At 57.7% G+C, this 14,754-nt stretch carries 11 protein-coding genes; 4 read left to right on the top strand and 7 right to left on the bottom strand.

Annotation, left to right across the window (positions count from 1 at the left end):
* Positions 1-145: 145 nt before the first annotated feature.
* The 6 genes from F8B91_RS06290 to F8B91_RS06265 all read right to left on the bottom strand — a co-directional run bounded on the left by F8B91_RS06290 (position 146) and on the right by F8B91_RS06265 (position 9,528).
* Positions 146-3,853, bottom strand: coding sequence for a vitamin B12-dependent ribonucleotide reductase (locus tag F8B91_RS06290; protein ID WP_196502830.1), 3,708 nt, complete (start codon positions 3,851-3,853; stop codon positions 146-148).
* Between the two features lie 482 nt (positions 3,854-4,335).
* Positions 4,336-5,889 carry a DHA2 family efflux MFS transporter permease subunit gene (locus F8B91_RS06285; protein ID WP_196502829.1) on the bottom strand — a complete coding sequence of 518 codons (1,554 nt, stop codon included), beginning with the start codon at positions 5,887-5,889 and terminating at the stop codon, positions 4,336-4,338.
* Between the two features lie 151 nt (positions 5,890-6,040).
* Positions 6,041-6,418, bottom strand: coding sequence for a GFA family protein (locus F8B91_RS06280; RefSeq protein WP_210324332.1), 378 nt, complete (start codon positions 6,416-6,418; stop codon positions 6,041-6,043).
* The gene (locus F8B91_RS06275; RefSeq protein WP_196502828.1) at positions 6,415-7,326 is read right to left on the bottom strand and encodes a homocysteine S-methyltransferase family protein; all 912 of its coding nucleotides are present in this window, start codon (positions 7,324-7,326) and stop codon (positions 6,415-6,417) included. Before F8B91_RS06275 ends, F8B91_RS06280 begins: the two co-directional genes overlap by 4 nt.
* Positions 7,323-7,949, bottom strand: a complete 627-nt coding sequence (locus F8B91_RS06270; RefSeq protein WP_196502827.1) for a hypothetical protein — start codon at positions 7,947-7,949, stop codon at positions 7,323-7,325. Before F8B91_RS06270 ends, F8B91_RS06275 begins: the two co-directional genes overlap by 4 nt.
* A 16-nt stretch (positions 7,950-7,965) precedes the next feature.
* Positions 7,966-9,528 (bottom strand): trimethylamine methyltransferase family protein, encoded by a 1,563-nt coding sequence (locus tag F8B91_RS06265; RefSeq protein ID WP_196502826.1) that lies wholly within the window; start codon positions 9,526-9,528, stop codon positions 7,966-7,968.
* A gap of 164 nt (positions 9,529-9,692) precedes the next feature.
* Here F8B91_RS06265 and F8B91_RS06260 point away from each other — a divergent pair, with 164 nt between their 5' ends.
* From F8B91_RS06260 to F8B91_RS06245, 4 genes are all read left to right on the top strand, one after another.
* A complete protein-coding gene (locus F8B91_RS06260; protein ID WP_196502825.1) occupies positions 9,693-10,595 on the top strand; it encodes a LysR substrate-binding domain-containing protein in 903 nt (300 codons plus the stop codon).
* Positions 10,592-12,145, top strand: a complete 1,554-nt coding sequence (locus tag F8B91_RS06255) for a trimethylamine methyltransferase family protein (protein ID WP_196502824.1) — start codon at positions 10,592-10,594, stop codon at positions 12,143-12,145. The genes F8B91_RS06260 and F8B91_RS06255 overlap by 4 nt, the downstream gene beginning before the upstream one ends.
* Before the next feature lie 77 nt (positions 12,146-12,222).
* On the top strand, positions 12,223-13,089 hold the full coding sequence (locus F8B91_RS06250) for a carbohydrate kinase family protein (protein WP_196502823.1): 867 nt from the start codon (positions 12,223-12,225) through the stop codon (positions 13,087-13,089).
* Positions 13,086-13,997 (top strand): pseudouridine-5'-phosphate glycosidase, encoded by a 912-nt coding sequence (locus F8B91_RS06245; RefSeq protein ID WP_196502822.1) that lies wholly within the window; start codon positions 13,086-13,088, stop codon positions 13,995-13,997. Before F8B91_RS06250 ends, F8B91_RS06245 begins: the two co-directional genes overlap by 4 nt.
* Here the strand turns inward: F8B91_RS06245 and F8B91_RS06240 are convergent.
* Positions 13,979-14,737, bottom strand: a complete 759-nt coding sequence (locus tag F8B91_RS06240; RefSeq protein ID WP_196502821.1) for a TSUP family transporter — start codon at positions 14,735-14,737, stop codon at positions 13,979-13,981. The genes F8B91_RS06245 and F8B91_RS06240 overlap by 19 nt on opposite strands.
* Positions 14,738-14,754 lie beyond the last annotated feature (17 nt).

The raw sequence follows: 14,754 nt of genomic DNA, 5'->3' as shown, positions 1-14,754 counted from the left end.
TGATGGATGATGCGGGGAATGCCCGTGATGGCCTTCTCTCGTGCTTTCGTTTTTCGGATCATCTCCATCCGAGGTTATCATGCAGCGCTTCAAAATCAAAAGGCCGGGATGTCTCCCGGCCTTTGCAACTTTTAGTAAGAGACGCTTACGAGCAACCGCTCGTCGAACCGCAGGTGTCGCATTTCAGGCAGGTGCCGTTGCGCACCATGGTGAAATTACCGCATTCCGAGCAGCTTTCGCCTTCATAGCCCTTGAGGCGTGCTTCCATCCGCGCATCCATGGCTTTCACCGGCTTGGCAGGCTCGTAAGCAAGTGCCGAAGTGATCACCGGAGCAGGGGCTTCCGCCAATGCGCCATGCACCATGACGGGTGCTGCTGAAACATGCTCAGCTGCGCGCATCTGCAAGGCATGGGCGGGTGAGCCACCCTGGCCCATCGCACCTTGCGGCATCACCACCACATTGGCCATGTTCTGCCGGCGCACAAAGCCGGTCGAAACAAAGCGTTGGGCCGGAGCAGCGGTTGGCTTCGGGGCTTCTTCAGGATTCTCACCACGGCCCAGCGAGTCAAAGCGCAATTCCGAAGGTTCGACATGCGCCAGGTCATGGCGGCCCAGATAGGACACAGCCAGTTCGCGGAACACATAATCGAGGATCGAGGTTGCGTTCTTGATCGAGTCATTGCCCTGCACCATGCCCGCAGGCTCAAATTTGGTGAAGGTGAAGGCATCGACGAACTCTTCCAGCGGAACGCCATATTGCAGGCCGACGGAGATCGCGATGGCGAAATTGTTCATCATGGCGCGAAGGGCAGCGCCCTCCTTGTGCATGTCGATGAAGATTTCGCCCAGCTTGCCGTCTTCATATTCGCCGGTGCGCAGGTAAACCTTGTGCCCGCCCACGATCGCCTTCTGGGTATAGCCCTTGCGGCGGCCCGGAAGTTTGTCACGCGCATGCTCACGCTCAATGATGCGTTCCACGATGCGCTCGACAACAGTTTCCACCCGGTTCGGGATGGTCTTGGCGACCAGCGTGTCCACCGCATCATCCGCATCATCGTCATTATCGGCGATGAGCTGCGAAGACAAAGGCTGCGAGAGCTTGGAACCATCGCGGTAGAGAGCATTGGCCTTGATGGCCAGCTTCCACGACAGCATATACGCCTCGGAGCACTCTTCTACTGTAGCATCATTGGGCATGTTGATGGTCTTGGAAATCGCACCCGAGATGAAGGGCTGCGCGGCAGCCATCATGCGGATGTGGCTTTCCACCGACAGGTAACGCTTGCCGATACGTCCGCAAGGATTGGCGCAATCGAAAACCGCCAGGTGTTCTTCCTTCAGGCCAGGTGCGCCTTCCAGTGTCATCGCACCGCAGACATGGATATTTGCGCGGTCAACATCAGCCTTGGAGAAGCCCAGCGAGCCCAGCAGGTCAAAGCTGAAATCATTGAGCTGATCATCCGACAGCTTCAAGACGTTCTTGCAGAACTCTTCGCCCAGCACGAACTTGTTGAACACGAACTTGATGTCGAAGGCCGACGCCAAACCAGCTTCAACCTTGGCAATTTCCGCATCGCCAAAGCCCTTGGACTTCAGTTGGGCATGGTTGAGTGCGGGCGAGTCAGCCAGCGAGCCATGGCCCACAGCGTAATTGATGATCTCTTCGATCTGTTCGGCATTGTAGCCCAGCGTGCGCAAAGCATCCGGCACGGCCTGGTTGATGATCTTGAAATAGCCGCCACCGGCCAGCTTCTTGAACTTCACCAGAGCAAAATCAGGCTCGATGCCAGTCGTGTCGCAATCCATGACGAGGCCGATCGTGCCGGTCGGAGCAACCACGGTGGCTTGCGCATTGCGGTAGCCATGGGCTTCGCCCAGTTCTACGGCTTTGTCCCAAGCCTTGCGGGCGGCAGCAGCCAGCGACTTGTCGGTCAGGTCATTGTCGTCCAGCGGCACTGGAGCAACATTCAGGCCTTCATAGCCAACCGCAGCACCATAAGCCGCGCGGCGATGGTTGCGCATCACGCGCAGCATGTGTTCGCGGTTCTTGGCAAAGCCAGCAAAGGGGCCATGTTCCTTGGCCATTTCAGCCGAGGTGGCATAGGAAATGCCGGTCATGATCGCCGAGATGGCAGCGCAAATGGCGCGGCCTTCATGGCTGTCATAAGGAATACCAGCCTTCATCAACAGGCCGCCAATATTGGCAAAGCCCAGACCGAGCGTGCGGTATTCATAAGACAGGCGGGCAATTTCCTTGGACGGGAACTGCGCCATGAGAACCGAGACTTCCAAAACCATCGTCCACAGGCGGGTGGCATGTTCGAACGAGGCAATGTTGAACTTGCCAGTATCCGCATCGCGGAACTGCAGGAGGTTCAGCGAGGCGAGGTTGCAGGCCGTATCGTCCAGGAACATATATTCGGAGCAGGGGTTTGATGCACGGATCTCGCCTGAACCAATGCAAGTGTGCCAGTCATTGATCGTGGTGTGGAACTGGATGCCCGGATCAGCCGAGGCCCAGGCCGCATGGCCGATCTTGTCCCACAGGTCGCGGGCTTTCAACGTCTTGGTCACCTTGCCGGTGATGCGGCCGGTGAGGTTCCAATCGCCGTCTTGTTCAACAGCGCGCAGGAAGTCATCGGTCACGCGGACTGAATTGTTGGAATTCTGGCCCGACACCGTGCGGTAAGCCTCGCCATCCCAATCCGAGTCATAAGTGTCGAACTCGATTTCAGTATAGCCCTGCTTGGCGAACTGGATGACGCGCTTGATGTAATTGTCGGAAACCTGGGCGCGACGCGCTTCCTTGACGGAACGCTTGAGGGCCGGGTTCTTTTCGATTTCGTAGCAATCACCGCCCGGGCCTTCGCAATTCACGCAAGCCTTCATGATGGCGGTGAGGTGCTTCTTCACCGTCTTGGAACCGGTGACGAGGGCAGCAACCTTCTGCTCTTCCTTCACCTTCCACTCGACATAGTTTTCGATATCCGGATGATCGACATCAACGACGACCATCTTGGCCGCACGGCGCGTGGTGCCGCCCGACTTGATGGCGCCCGCAGCACGGTCACCAATCTTGAGGAAGCTCATCAGGCCAGACGAACGGCCACCGCCCGAAAGCTTTTCGCCTTCGCCGCGAAGGAAAGAGAAGTTGGAACCAGTGCCGGAGCCGTATTTGAACAGACGAGCTTCACGCACCCACAGGTCCATGATGCCGCCTTCATTCACCAGATCGTCTGAGACGGACTGGATGAAGCAGGCATGCGGCTGCGGATGCTCATAAGCCGTCTTCGACTTGGTGAGCTTGCCGGTTTCGAAATCAACATAATGATGGCCCTGGCTCGGGCCGTCGATGCCATAAGCCCAATGCAAGCCGGTATTGAACCATTGCGGGCTGTTCGGCGCGCAGCGCTGGGTGGCCAGCATGAAACACATTTCATCATAGAAGGCGCGCGCGTCTTCTTCGGTGTTGAAGTATTTGCCCTTCACCCCCCAATAGGTCCAGGTGCCGGCCAGACGGTTGAACACCTGCTTGGCGGAACGTTCGCCAATGATGCGCTCTTTCGCGGGCAGGTCCTTCATGGCTTCATCATCAGCCACCGAACGCCACAGCCACGACGGGATCGAGGTTTCTTCAACCTTCTTCAAAGCGGCGGGCACGCCGGCTTTGCGGAAATATTTCTGTGCAAGAATGTCGGTCGCCACCTGGCTCCAGGCCGATGGCACTTCGATGTCATCCAATCGAAATACTATTGAGCCATCAGGGTTCTTGATCTCACTTACCGCAGAGCGGAAATCCAGCCCTGTGTAAGCGTCCTGTCCTGCCTTGGTGTAGAAACGTTCAATCCGCATTTGCCTTGTCCCGATATAAAATGTGCCCAATTCCACCCGCGCGCAAAAATACGCACGGGTAGCCTAGCCCCGTGTTTGACAACTCTTCTGTTTGGCGAAGGTTCTCGCCCCCAACGCGTTGACGCCTTAAGTATCTGTGGCGTCTTCACTAACGGGGCTTTCTCGCGGAAAAACCGCTGCAAAACCCGCTGCACACCTTGGAAATCTAAGGTAATGCAGGCCGCTTCAAACGTCAATACTTAGTGTGTAAACGAAAGGTTAACCACTACATATTGTGTTAACGGCCCATACGAGCCTGCGGTGAAGTCCATACTCATCCGATTCTGGCTTTAAGCTCAAGAACTCTCCGCTTAAAAATCACAGCCAAAGTTTGTTTGTGGAGGAGGGGGTGCGAGCCTTGACTCTGTCGTCAAGAGCCGGAAGCGGCAGAATGCAAAAATATAGTGGCGCGCCGCGAAGGGTCCCACAGGTTGCGCCGGGCCCTAAACCTCAGGGTTCTGGTTGAGTTTGCGCACCGGCAAGGCACTTTTGACCGGGCCCATCCACAGAATCACCGGCAGGGCCACCAGCGAAACAATCCCCAGCAGGATCCATGATTCGTTGATCGAAAAGGTGAGAGCGGCCGACTGCACCAAATCCGAGATCCCCATAAAGGCCATGGCATCATCGGGCGCAGGCACATCTGTCACCGGAATCTGCATGGCGGCCGCCGCCTTGTCCGGCGCAGTCTTCACCCAATCCAGGATCTGGTCAGCATGAATGGGGGTGCGCGAGAAAATCAGCGTATCGACAACAGCAATCCCCAGTGCACCGCCAATATTGCGCGACACGTTGAAGAGTCCGGAGCCCTCGCTCACCTTGTCGAGCGGCAAAAGCGCCATCGCCATGCGGATCGGTGGCAGCACACACATGGTGGAGGCGATGCCGCGCAGCACCTGCGGCCAGAAAAACGCGTCATAGTCAGAGTTCACATTCAGATGCGCATTCATGAACAGGCCAATGCCGAACGCGGTAAAGCCGATCGCCGCCAGCCAACGGGCATTGAACCAGCGGTCAATCTGCACCGCAAAAGGCGCGAAGAACAATTGCGACAGGCCCATGACCAAAGTGGTGATGCCGATTTCCAGCGGCGTATGCCCGCGCACGAAAGACATGAAGACCGGGATCACATAGATATTGGCATAAAGCGCAAAGCCAATGATGAAACTGAGCACACAGCCAAAGAACAGCGAACGGTCTTCCAGCAGATGAAACATGATGGCCGGATTGGGCCGCCGCCACAGCCAGAACAATGACCCCAGCGACAGCGCAAACCAGAACAGCACGAGGGGATGCAGCCAGCCATCTTTCGGTGCATATTTAAGCCCGATCAGCAGTGCTGCCAGTCCAACCGCGAGCAGCACGAGCGAAAGCCAATCCAGACCTTTAAAGAGTTCCATCCTCTTTGCCACAAATGGCAAAGCCCACAGGCCCGCAAACATGGCTAAAATGCCTGGCGGAATATTGATCAGGAAAAGCCAGTGCCATGAATAATGATCAGTCAGCCAACCGCCAATCAAAGGCCCAAGCGTGGGTGCCAGCACGGCAAGGAACGCTGCCAGCGTGGTGGCAACCGATTGCTGGATGCCAGGAGGAAAGAGAAAGAAGATCGCCGAAAACACAATCGGGATCAGCACGCCGCCAGCCGCACCTTGGATCGAGCGTGCCACCAGCAGTTCAATAAAATTGCTGGAAAACGCACAAGCAATCGATGCCAGCGTGAAAGCGAGCAACGCGGCAAGCAGCAAACGCTTGAGGCCAAATACACGTGTGAGCAAGCCAGTGAGCGGAATAGCGATCACTTCAGCAATCAAATAAGAAGTCTGAACCCAGCTCATCTGGTCCGCGCCGATATTCAGCGCCTGCTCGATGACCGGAAGCGAGGTGACGACCACCTGGATGTCCAGGATCGCCATGGCCATGCCCGTGCACAGGGCCGCAAAGCCCAGCCACCGCGGAAAAGCGGCAAGATGCAGCCGCTCACTGTCATTGACCATAGAAGGGATCAAAAGTTCACCCTGGCGAAACTCCAAATCACGCAACGCATGAAAGCCTTATGCCAAATTCGCTCGCGCGATCAAAGGCAACAATTAAGGCGCAAACGCCCGTGGAAAACGCCGGATTATGACGCTTGTTCCGTCTCTGGCGTTATCGGCGCGGTGCATCCGCCGCGATTTCGTAGTAATCGCCCTTGTCTTCCTCGAACAAATGCGCGCTGATCTGCAGGCCCGTCTTGCCGTCAATCGTGCCGGCACTGATCGAGATGATGCCGTCATCCGGAAGCTTCTTCCAGAACAGGGTGGAACCGCATTCCTTGCAGAACCCGCGCTTGGCCATGTCAGAGGAATGAAACCATTTCAACCCGTCCTGCCGGACGAACTTCAAATCCTTGTCGGTGCAATGGGTCGAGGCCCAATAATGCCCGGTCTGCTTGCGGCATTGGGTGCAATGGCAAACCAGAATGTCATCCAGTGGGCCATGCACTTCGTAAGCCACTGCGCCACACAGGCAGGAACCAGTCTTCAAGATGCAAACTCCGTAGCAAGCGCTTTAATATGTGTAGGCCCAATCCCGCAGCAGCCGCCAAAAATGGAAGCACCAAGCTTCTGCCAGTCATGCGACTTGGCAATCAGGTCCTCTGGCGAAATTACATCTTCAAACACCCAGTTGGGCGCTTTGTAATAGCCGCATTCCGGATAGGCGCCGATAGGACCTGAGAAGCTCTTGCGCAAAATCTGCAGCGCCTCATCCGTGTCATTGGCGGATGTGTGCATGATGCACATGGCGGCAGGTTTCAGCGCGGCAAGGGCAGGGGCAATTTCGGAGAGCTTCTGATCGGTGCGGCCAAAGCCTACCAACTCGCCCTCAACACGTTCCACCGAAATGCCGATCCACACGGGCAGGCCCATCTCCATCGCCGCCTCGCAGGCCCAGAGCGAGTAATCCGTATCGCGCATCATTTCCATCATGATGAGATCAACGCCGAGTGCCTTGAGATTATCGGCCTTACGCTTGAACAGCGCCTTGGCCTCATCGCGCGTCCAGCTTCGGCTCATATTGGTGCGGTCAGTCCCGGCAATCACTGGACGCTGGGTGGAGAATGATCCCGCCACCGCAACCTTGCGACCCTTAGCAGCCTCTTTGGCAAAGCCGACCGCCACCGCGTCCAGCGCCAAGGCTTCGTCAGCACGGCCATAGGCATCAAAGGACAGCATGGAGGTGGCAAAGGTATTCGCAGCAATAATGTCGGCCCCCGCCTTCACATAATCCGCATGAACCTCGCGCACGATATTGCCATGGGTGGCGTTGACATCCGCACACCAGGTGGCCGTGCTCATCGGCGCACCGCGCCGCTCGATGTCAGTGCCCGTGCCACCATCCAGGATGATCGGTAATCCGGCTTTCAGTTTTTCGGCAATGAAGGCGTAACTCATATCGGGTGGGCGTCCTTGAAGGCTTTCATGTGGAATTGGATCTGCGCAGGCTGATAGCGGTAGCGCACACCAACCGGGCAGGCAAGCCGCGCCTTGCAGCCGTTTTCCATGCAGGTGTTATCGCCATGAATATGCGTGGCGCAGGCCTCCACATCATAATGCGTGCCATCAAAGGCCGAAACCGGGCAAGCATGCAGGCAGGGCTTGCCCTCACAAGTCTCGCAAGGGTGAGCACCAGCAGAGGCACGCGGCAGATCAAACGCCACCGGGAATAAAAGTGCCGCCCGAAAGGCGTGCCACAGGCCGTAAGTGTTATGCACATTCAGGCCCAGAGGCGATTGATGCCCCACGCCAGCCGCCCGCGCCCATTGCTGGAACGGCTGGTAAGGTTTCTCGAAAGGATAAACGGCCCGCGCGCCCAGATCGTCCGCCAGCGGCGCCACCACACGCCGCGTCCAGTCATCCATCACGCCGCCGCCATCACGGGTGAAGCGGCGGAACATGTCGGGTCCGGCATTGCCGATCAGGATCACAAAGCGCGTGTCATCCATCCCCTTCGGCTCAAACCAGCCGAGCGGAGCGAAACTCTCCTGCCGGATGCGGTTGAGGATCGGATGTTCCATACCGCCTTTTAGAGTTTCAGCCCTTCGGCTGCATGTAGGAACGCGGCAGTTTGATGTCGTGGTTGGCGCGGATCAGATCATCAATTTCCCTGGAGATCGTCTCCGGGAAATGCGTGCTCAGGATTTCATTTTTCTTGGCGATGGCGCGTTCCAGAATGTCGGGCTTGCCGGCCTCGTTCCATTCTTTCGGGCTCATGCGGTTGCCCAGCTTGGGATACATATATTCGCTCTGCATCATGGAAAGCGTCTGGTCGCTGCCCAGATAATGTCCCGGCCCAACCAGGCACACATCCGAGATCACCTCGAAAGACAAGGTTGCGTCATTGACTTCGATGCCGCGCACATTGCGGTTGATCGAGCCCAGCATGTCATTGTCGATCAGCAGGCTCTCAAGGCAGAAGCCGAGCAGCGAAGCATGCATGCCGGCTGATTCATACATCAGGTTGATGCCCGTCATCGCCGAGATGCCGGCGGTGACACCTTTTTCATAACCGGCCTGGATGTCTGGCATCTTTGAATCGCACATGCCGGCCGCAGAGCCCACGGTGAGATCATAGAAATGGCCCATCTGTGCGCAGGCCGATGTGATCAGCGCCTGTTCACCCGAGCCGCCGCTCATTGCACCGGTGCGCAAATCAGAAACGAAGGGCCAGGGTCCCCAGATCGCTTTCGCACCCGGCACGACCGCATTGATGTAGCAAAGGCCCATCAGGCATTCAGCGACCGCCTGAACCACAGTGCCGGCAAGCGCTGCCGGCGCCGTGGCACCCGCTTGCGCTGCCGAGAGCAACAGCACGGGCATGCCACCGCGTGCGGCGACTTCGAGGCACTTGCAGGCGTCCTCGGCAAATGTCAGCGGCGGAACCACAAAACAATTGGATTGCGAAACGAAGGGGCGCTCGCGCCACTTGTCTTCACCGCCGGCAACCAGATGCAGGATCTTCAGGCATTCTTCCACATGCACGGGATCCACCATCGAGGTGCCCACATGTTTGGTGGTGCCTGCAATGCTGCCATAAAGCGTGTTGATGTCGAGGTCATGACCCGTGATCATGTCGCGCGCCGTCAGCACGCGCTGAAAGAAGTGGATGTGCTCGCAGGTGTCGACGATGCGCGCTGCATCGTAAAGGTCAGCGAGGAAGGATTCGCGGTATTCGCGCTTCTCGATATCCACCACATGAACGGCCGCACCCGCAGTGCCGAAGTAAACCTTGTTGCCCCATGGCTCGAGGTCATGTTTCGGGTCACGGGCATAAAGCGGAAAGTGGCGCGCGGCCTTGGCAATCGTATCTTCCACCAGAGTGCGCGGCAGGCACAATCTGCCATTCTTGAGGAAGGCGCCCTTGGCGGTCAGTGCTTCAATACACGACGGGATAGGCGAGCCGAAACCAACTGTTTCCAGAAGTTTCAGCGCTGTTTCATGAATGCGTTCCATATCCAGTTGGGTAAGGGGCTTGTATTGCCCACCCACCATGCCTGGGCGCACTGCACCTTCAGCGAGGGGAACTGGCTTTGCACGCATTGCTTGCCTGGCCTCGCGGCCACCACGCCTGCGGCTTTGATTTTCGGCCAGACTCATGATCTTGAACTCCCTTGGAATGGTGTTAGTTTGCGCCAGCGGCGGGCAGTTTGCCAAGATGCCATGCTTCATCCGTGGTTAAAAAATGTCACCACCCCCTTGCGGGCTTAGCTGCACAAAATCTATGCTAATCCCGTCCCTGAACTTGTGATTGGTGAATTTCCTTGGCCCGTCGTGATCTGCCGCCGCTCCGCGCGTTGACTGCCTTTGAGGCCGCTGCACGCTTGGGTTCTTTCCGCATGGCGGCCGGTGAACTGGGCATCACCCGATCTGCCGTCAGCCACCAGATCAAGCTTTTGGAGCAGCGCCTCGATGTGCAGCTGTTCCGCCGTGATGCGCGCCGTGCCGAACTCACCACCCATGGCCAAAGCTATTTCCCCGCCGTGCGCGAAGCCTTCGACCAGATTGAAGCGCAGACCCGCGCCCTCAGGCCCGCGAATACCGACAAGGAATTGACCATCCAGGTCTATGTGACCGTGGCATTGAAATGGCTAATTCCGCGCCTGCATGATTTCGAGCGCCGCTTCCCGGATGTGAAGGTACGCCTCTCAACATCATACTTCGATTGGAACTTCGACGAGCGCAATGTCGATGTCGGCATCATCCTCGCCCGCACCAAGCTGCCCGGCCATTATTACCGCCCGCTCTTCAAATCCTATCTCGTGCCGGTCTGTTCGCCCAAGATGAAGCTGACCAAGCCGCAAGACCTGGCCAATGCCAAATTGATTGACGTCTATACCGCCGAGGAAGACTGGCACATCTGGCTCGAAGGGGCAGGGGTCACGGGCGTGAAACCCGCCAACCGCCTCACCGTGGACAGCTACATCCTGGCTCAGGAAGCTGCAGTTGAAGGCCGTGGTGCCGCCATGACCATCGGCCCCTATGCCGCCGAAGAAATCAAACTGGGCCGCCTGGTGCAGCCCTTTCCCTTACGCGTTCCGCACAAGCACAATTGGTATTTTGCCTGCTCAACGGCGAACCGCAACAAGAACAAGATCAAGAGATTCGAAGACTGGCTGGTGAAGCAGGTTGCTGCCGACCCCGCCTTGGAGGCAATAAAAGAATGAGTACTTTGGAAACTGAACCACGCCGCCGCCGGGGCGGAGCTCGCGCCAATCCTGGTGCAGGCGGCGGATCCGGCTTGCAGCAATTGCCCGAGCGTAAAGTGCAGCGCCGCTTTGCGCCCACCGAGATTATTTCAGCCGATGAGCTGGAATCGATCCACCGCGCCTCGCTGAAAGTGCTCTCCGAGATCGGCATGGATTTCAACCATCCGGAAGCCCACGCGCTGCTGAAGGCGGCGGGCGCGCAGATTGATGGGGAGCGCGTGCGCTTTGACCCGGCCATGATCGAGGAATTGGTCGCCCACGCGCCGGAAACCTTCATGCTTCACGCCCGCAACCCGGCCCACAGCCGTGTCATCGGCGGCAACAACATCATGTATGGCACGGTGGGCTCGCCGCCCAACGCCCATGACATGGAAGGCGGCCGCCGCACCGGCAACCGCGCCGACTATCAGAACTTCCTGAGGCTCGGCCAGTATTTCAACACGATCAATTTCTCCGCTGGTTACCCTGTGGAGCCGGTGGATATCCACGCCTCGATCCGCCATCTCGATGCGCTCTATGACATGGCTACCATCATGGACAAGCCGCTCACCGCTTATGTACTGGGCGAGGAGCGCACCCAGGATGCTTTGATGATTGCCAAGCTGATGCGTGGCATTGATGATGAGCAGTTCCACCGCGAACCATCGGTGATGACCATCGTCAACACCAACTCGCCGCTGAAGCTTGATTTCAACATGCTGAATGGCATGTTGCGTTTCTGCCGCGCGGGCCAGATTGTCTGCGTGACTCCGTTCACGCTGGCGGGTGCCATGGCTCCGGTGACGATGGCAGGCGCGCTCGTATTGCAGAACGCCGAAGCTCTCGCGGGCATCGCTTTCTGCCAATTGGTCAAGAAGGGTGCCCCGGTCATCTATGGTGGCTTCACGTCCAATGTGGACATGAAGTCAGGTGCGCCAGCTTTCGGCACGCCGGAATATATGAAGGCGCAAATTGTCGGCGGACAGCTCGCAAGACGCTACAAAGTGCCGTACCGCACCTCCAACACCAACGCCGCCAACACGGTGGATGCACAGGCCGCGTATGAAAGCGTGTTCTCACTGTGGGGCCTGACACAGGGCGGCGGCAATTTCATCATGCATGGCGCCGGCTGGCTGGAAGGCGGGCTTGTGGCCAGCTTCGAGAAATTCGTGCTCGACGTGGACCTCATCCAAATGGTCACAGAGTTCCTTCAACCACTTGAAATCAATGAAGATGCACTCGGCTTCGAAGCCATCAAGGATGTCGGTCCTGGTGGCCACTTCTTTGGCACGCAGCACACATTGAACCGCTACACCAATGCCTTCTATTCGCCGCTGATCTCGGACTGGCGCAACAACCAGCAATGGGTCGCCGCTGGTTCGCCCGATGCCTACAAGAAGGCCAATCAGGTTTATAAACAGGCACTTAACGAGTATGTGAAGCCGCCCATGGATGAAGGCGTGCACGAAGCGCTGAAGGATTTCGTCGAGCGCCGCAAGCGCGAAGGCGGCGCCCCCACCGACTTCTAAGTCCAACCTGTTGAAATAAAAAGATTCCTTCCGGTAGTCATACCACCGGAAGGAATTCTGCGCTAGGATCACAACCCATGGACGGCGTTCTGGTGATCGGGGGCATCAATTTGGATATCAAGGCCAAGACACTTGGCCCCCATGTTGCCGCGACTTCGAATCCGGCGCTGATCAGTTCGAAGCCCGGCGGTGTGGGCCGCAACATCGCACATAACCTTGCGGTACTCGGCGTGCCGACGCGCCTTCTCAGTGTGATCGGCAATGATGCCCACGGCGAGACCGTATTGGCGGCGACGAAGGTCATGGGCGTCGATGTCTCTCCCGTCATTAAGTTGGAAGGCCCGACCGGCGTTTACCTCGCCGTGCTGGACACCTCCGGTGAATTGGTCACTGCCGCTTCAGATATGGCCGCCCTCGAAGAGCTCACACCTGCAGTGATCGCCAAGCACGCAGAAAGCCTTGCCGCCAGCCGCTACATTGTGGCGGATTGCAATCTCCGACTCGATACATTGGATGCGATTGCCAGCATGGCAGGCGGCAAGATGATCGTTGAACCTGTGTCGGTTTCAAAGAGCCAGAAGCTCACGGCACTTCTTGAAGCCCATGAGATTTTTCTCGCCACGCCCAACCTGGACCAGATGATCGCATTGACCGGAAAATCCGATCCGCTGGCCGCCGCGCAAGCGCTGCAGCGCGCCGGGCTCTTAAGCTTGATCATTCACCATGGAGCCAAAGGTGCTTATGCATTTGACGGCAGCGTGATGCATCATGTACCCAGTCAGGCAAGGGGAATTGTTGACGTGACAGGGGCAGGGGACGCCGCGACCGCAGGTCTGGTCGCTGGTTTGATGCAGAACCTTTCTTTGGCTGAAGCCGCAGCACTCGGTCAGCGCGCGGCCGCGCAGGTCATCGCGTCAGAGTTTTCAACATTGGTGGGACCATGAAAGTCAAATTCAGCGCGCCCGTAAAAAGTGCTTTGCAACGCGGAGGTCCCGTCGTGGCGCTCGAATCGACCATCATCGCCCATGGCATGCCCTTTCCGCAGAATCTGGAAATGGCCGAAAAGGTCGAAGCGCTGATCAAGATGAATGGCGCAACGCCGGCTACCATCGCCATTATCGACGGCGAATTGCGCGCAGGCCTCAACTTCGAAGAATTGATCCATCTGTCGCAGCACGGTACCGAGGTGATGAAAGTCTCCACCCGTGATCTGCCTTTTGTCGTGGCCAAGGGCATGAGCGGTGCGACGACCGTCGCCTCGACCATGTGCATTGCCGCACTGGCGGGCATCGCGGTGTTTGCGACGGGCGGCATTGGCGGTGTGCATCGCGGTGCTGAAGAAACTTTCGACGTTTCCGCCGATCTCACCGAATTTGCCACCAGCAATGTGGCGGTGGTGACGGCGGGCGCCAAAGCGATTCTGGATCTCGGCCTCACGCTGGAAAAGCTCGAAACATTGGGCGTTCCCGTTGTGGGCTATGGCACCGATGAATTTCCTGCCTTCTATTCGCGCAAATCCGGTTTCAAGGTTCCGATGCGGATGGACTCGCCCAAGGAAGTGGCCCAGTTGATGAAGGCCAAATGGAAGATGGGCCTGCAGGGCGGTGTCGTCGTCGCCAACCCCATTCAGGCTGAAGCGGAAATTCCGTCATCCGAAATCTCGCCGGTGATTGAGAAAGCTCTCACTGCGGCCAAGCGCAAGAACATCTCCGGCAAGGAAACCACGCCTTTCCTGCTCAAGCATCTGGCCGAGGCCACCCAGGGCCGTTCGCTGAAGGCTAATATCGCTTTGGTGGAAAACAACGCCGTTGTGGCGGCGCGGATCGCCGTGGCCTACAGCCAGAAACGATAAACATAAACCAGCGTCATCACACAGCCGCAGGCGGTGATGATGCCACGCACCAGTTGCGGCGGCAGCACTTTGACAAGCTTGCCGCCCGACAATCCGCCGATACCGGCACCGATCATCATGATCAGCCCGTGATGAAACGAAATCGCACCGGAAAATAGATAGATCACCACACCGCCGATATTCGACATGAAGGTCAGCGCATTCTTGAAGGCATTGGTTGTGCGTAAAGTTTCATGCCCAGTGGCGGCCAGCGTGGCAAGGAAGATGACGCCCACGCCAGCGCCGAAATAGCCATTATAGATTGCGGCGATGAACAGCAGCACCAGCCGCAGCGTCGGATGTGCCTCACCCTCCATCAAGGCCGAAAGCCCCAAGCGAATCTGCTTGGAGAAAGTGAAGATCAAGGTCGCGGCACCGATCAGGGCAGGGACCAGCAGGGCGAACACGCGCGCCGATGTTGCGAGCAAAAGAATCGCACCACATAGCCCACCTGCAACCGCCAACGCGATTGCTGCCCAGAACAGCGCCGTGCGGGGTGGAAAACTTTCACGGTCCGCAATCGCACCGAGTGAATTGCCGGGCAATAATGCAAAACTGTTGGTGGCATTGGCGGTGACCGGGGGCAGGCCGATGAACAGCATCGCTGGAAAAGTGAAAAGCGAAGCACCACCTGCCATTGAATTGGCAAGCCCGCCCAATATGCCTGCCACAATCAGTAGGGCCACCGTCCAAAGCTCCACGAAAACACTCCAATCAG

Source organism: Aestuariivirga litoralis (assembly GCF_015714715.1).
GTDB classification, from domain to species: Bacteria; Pseudomonadota; Alphaproteobacteria; order Rhizobiales; family Aestuariivirgaceae; genus Aestuariivirga; species Aestuariivirga litoralis_A.
The sequence above is the reverse complement of the archived record's forward strand: the minus strand, read 5'-3'. Positions and strand labels throughout refer to the sequence as shown.

Bases quoted from the DNA above. Each gene is read 5' to 3' on its own strand.
- F8B91_RS06290 (WP_196502830.1), bottom strand. From the start codon at position 3,853: ATGCGGATTGAACGTTTCTACACCAAGGCAGGACAGGACGCTTACACA.
- F8B91_RS06255 (WP_196502824.1), top strand. From the start codon at position 10,592: ATGAGTACTTTGGAAACTGAACCACGCCGCCGCCGGGGCGGAGCTCGC.
- F8B91_RS06275 (WP_196502828.1), bottom strand. From the start codon at position 7,326: ATGAGTTACGCCTTCATTGCCGAAAAACTGAAAGCCGGATTACCGATC.
- F8B91_RS06265 (WP_196502826.1), bottom strand. From the start codon at position 9,528: ATGAGTCTGGCCGAAAATCAAAGCCGCAGGCGTGGTGGCCGCGAGGCC.
- F8B91_RS06250 (WP_196502823.1), top strand. From the start codon at position 12,223: ATGGACGGCGTTCTGGTGATCGGGGGCATCAATTTGGATATCAAGGCC.
- F8B91_RS06285 (WP_196502829.1), bottom strand. From the start codon at position 5,889: ATGGTCAATGACAGTGAGCGGCTGCATCTTGCCGCTTTTCCGCGGTGG.
- F8B91_RS06270 (WP_196502827.1), bottom strand. From the start codon at position 7,949: ATGGAACATCCGATCCTCAACCGCATCCGGCAGGAGAGTTTCGCTCCG.
- F8B91_RS06245 (WP_196502822.1), top strand. From the start codon at position 13,086: ATGAAAGTCAAATTCAGCGCGCCCGTAAAAAGTGCTTTGCAACGCGGA.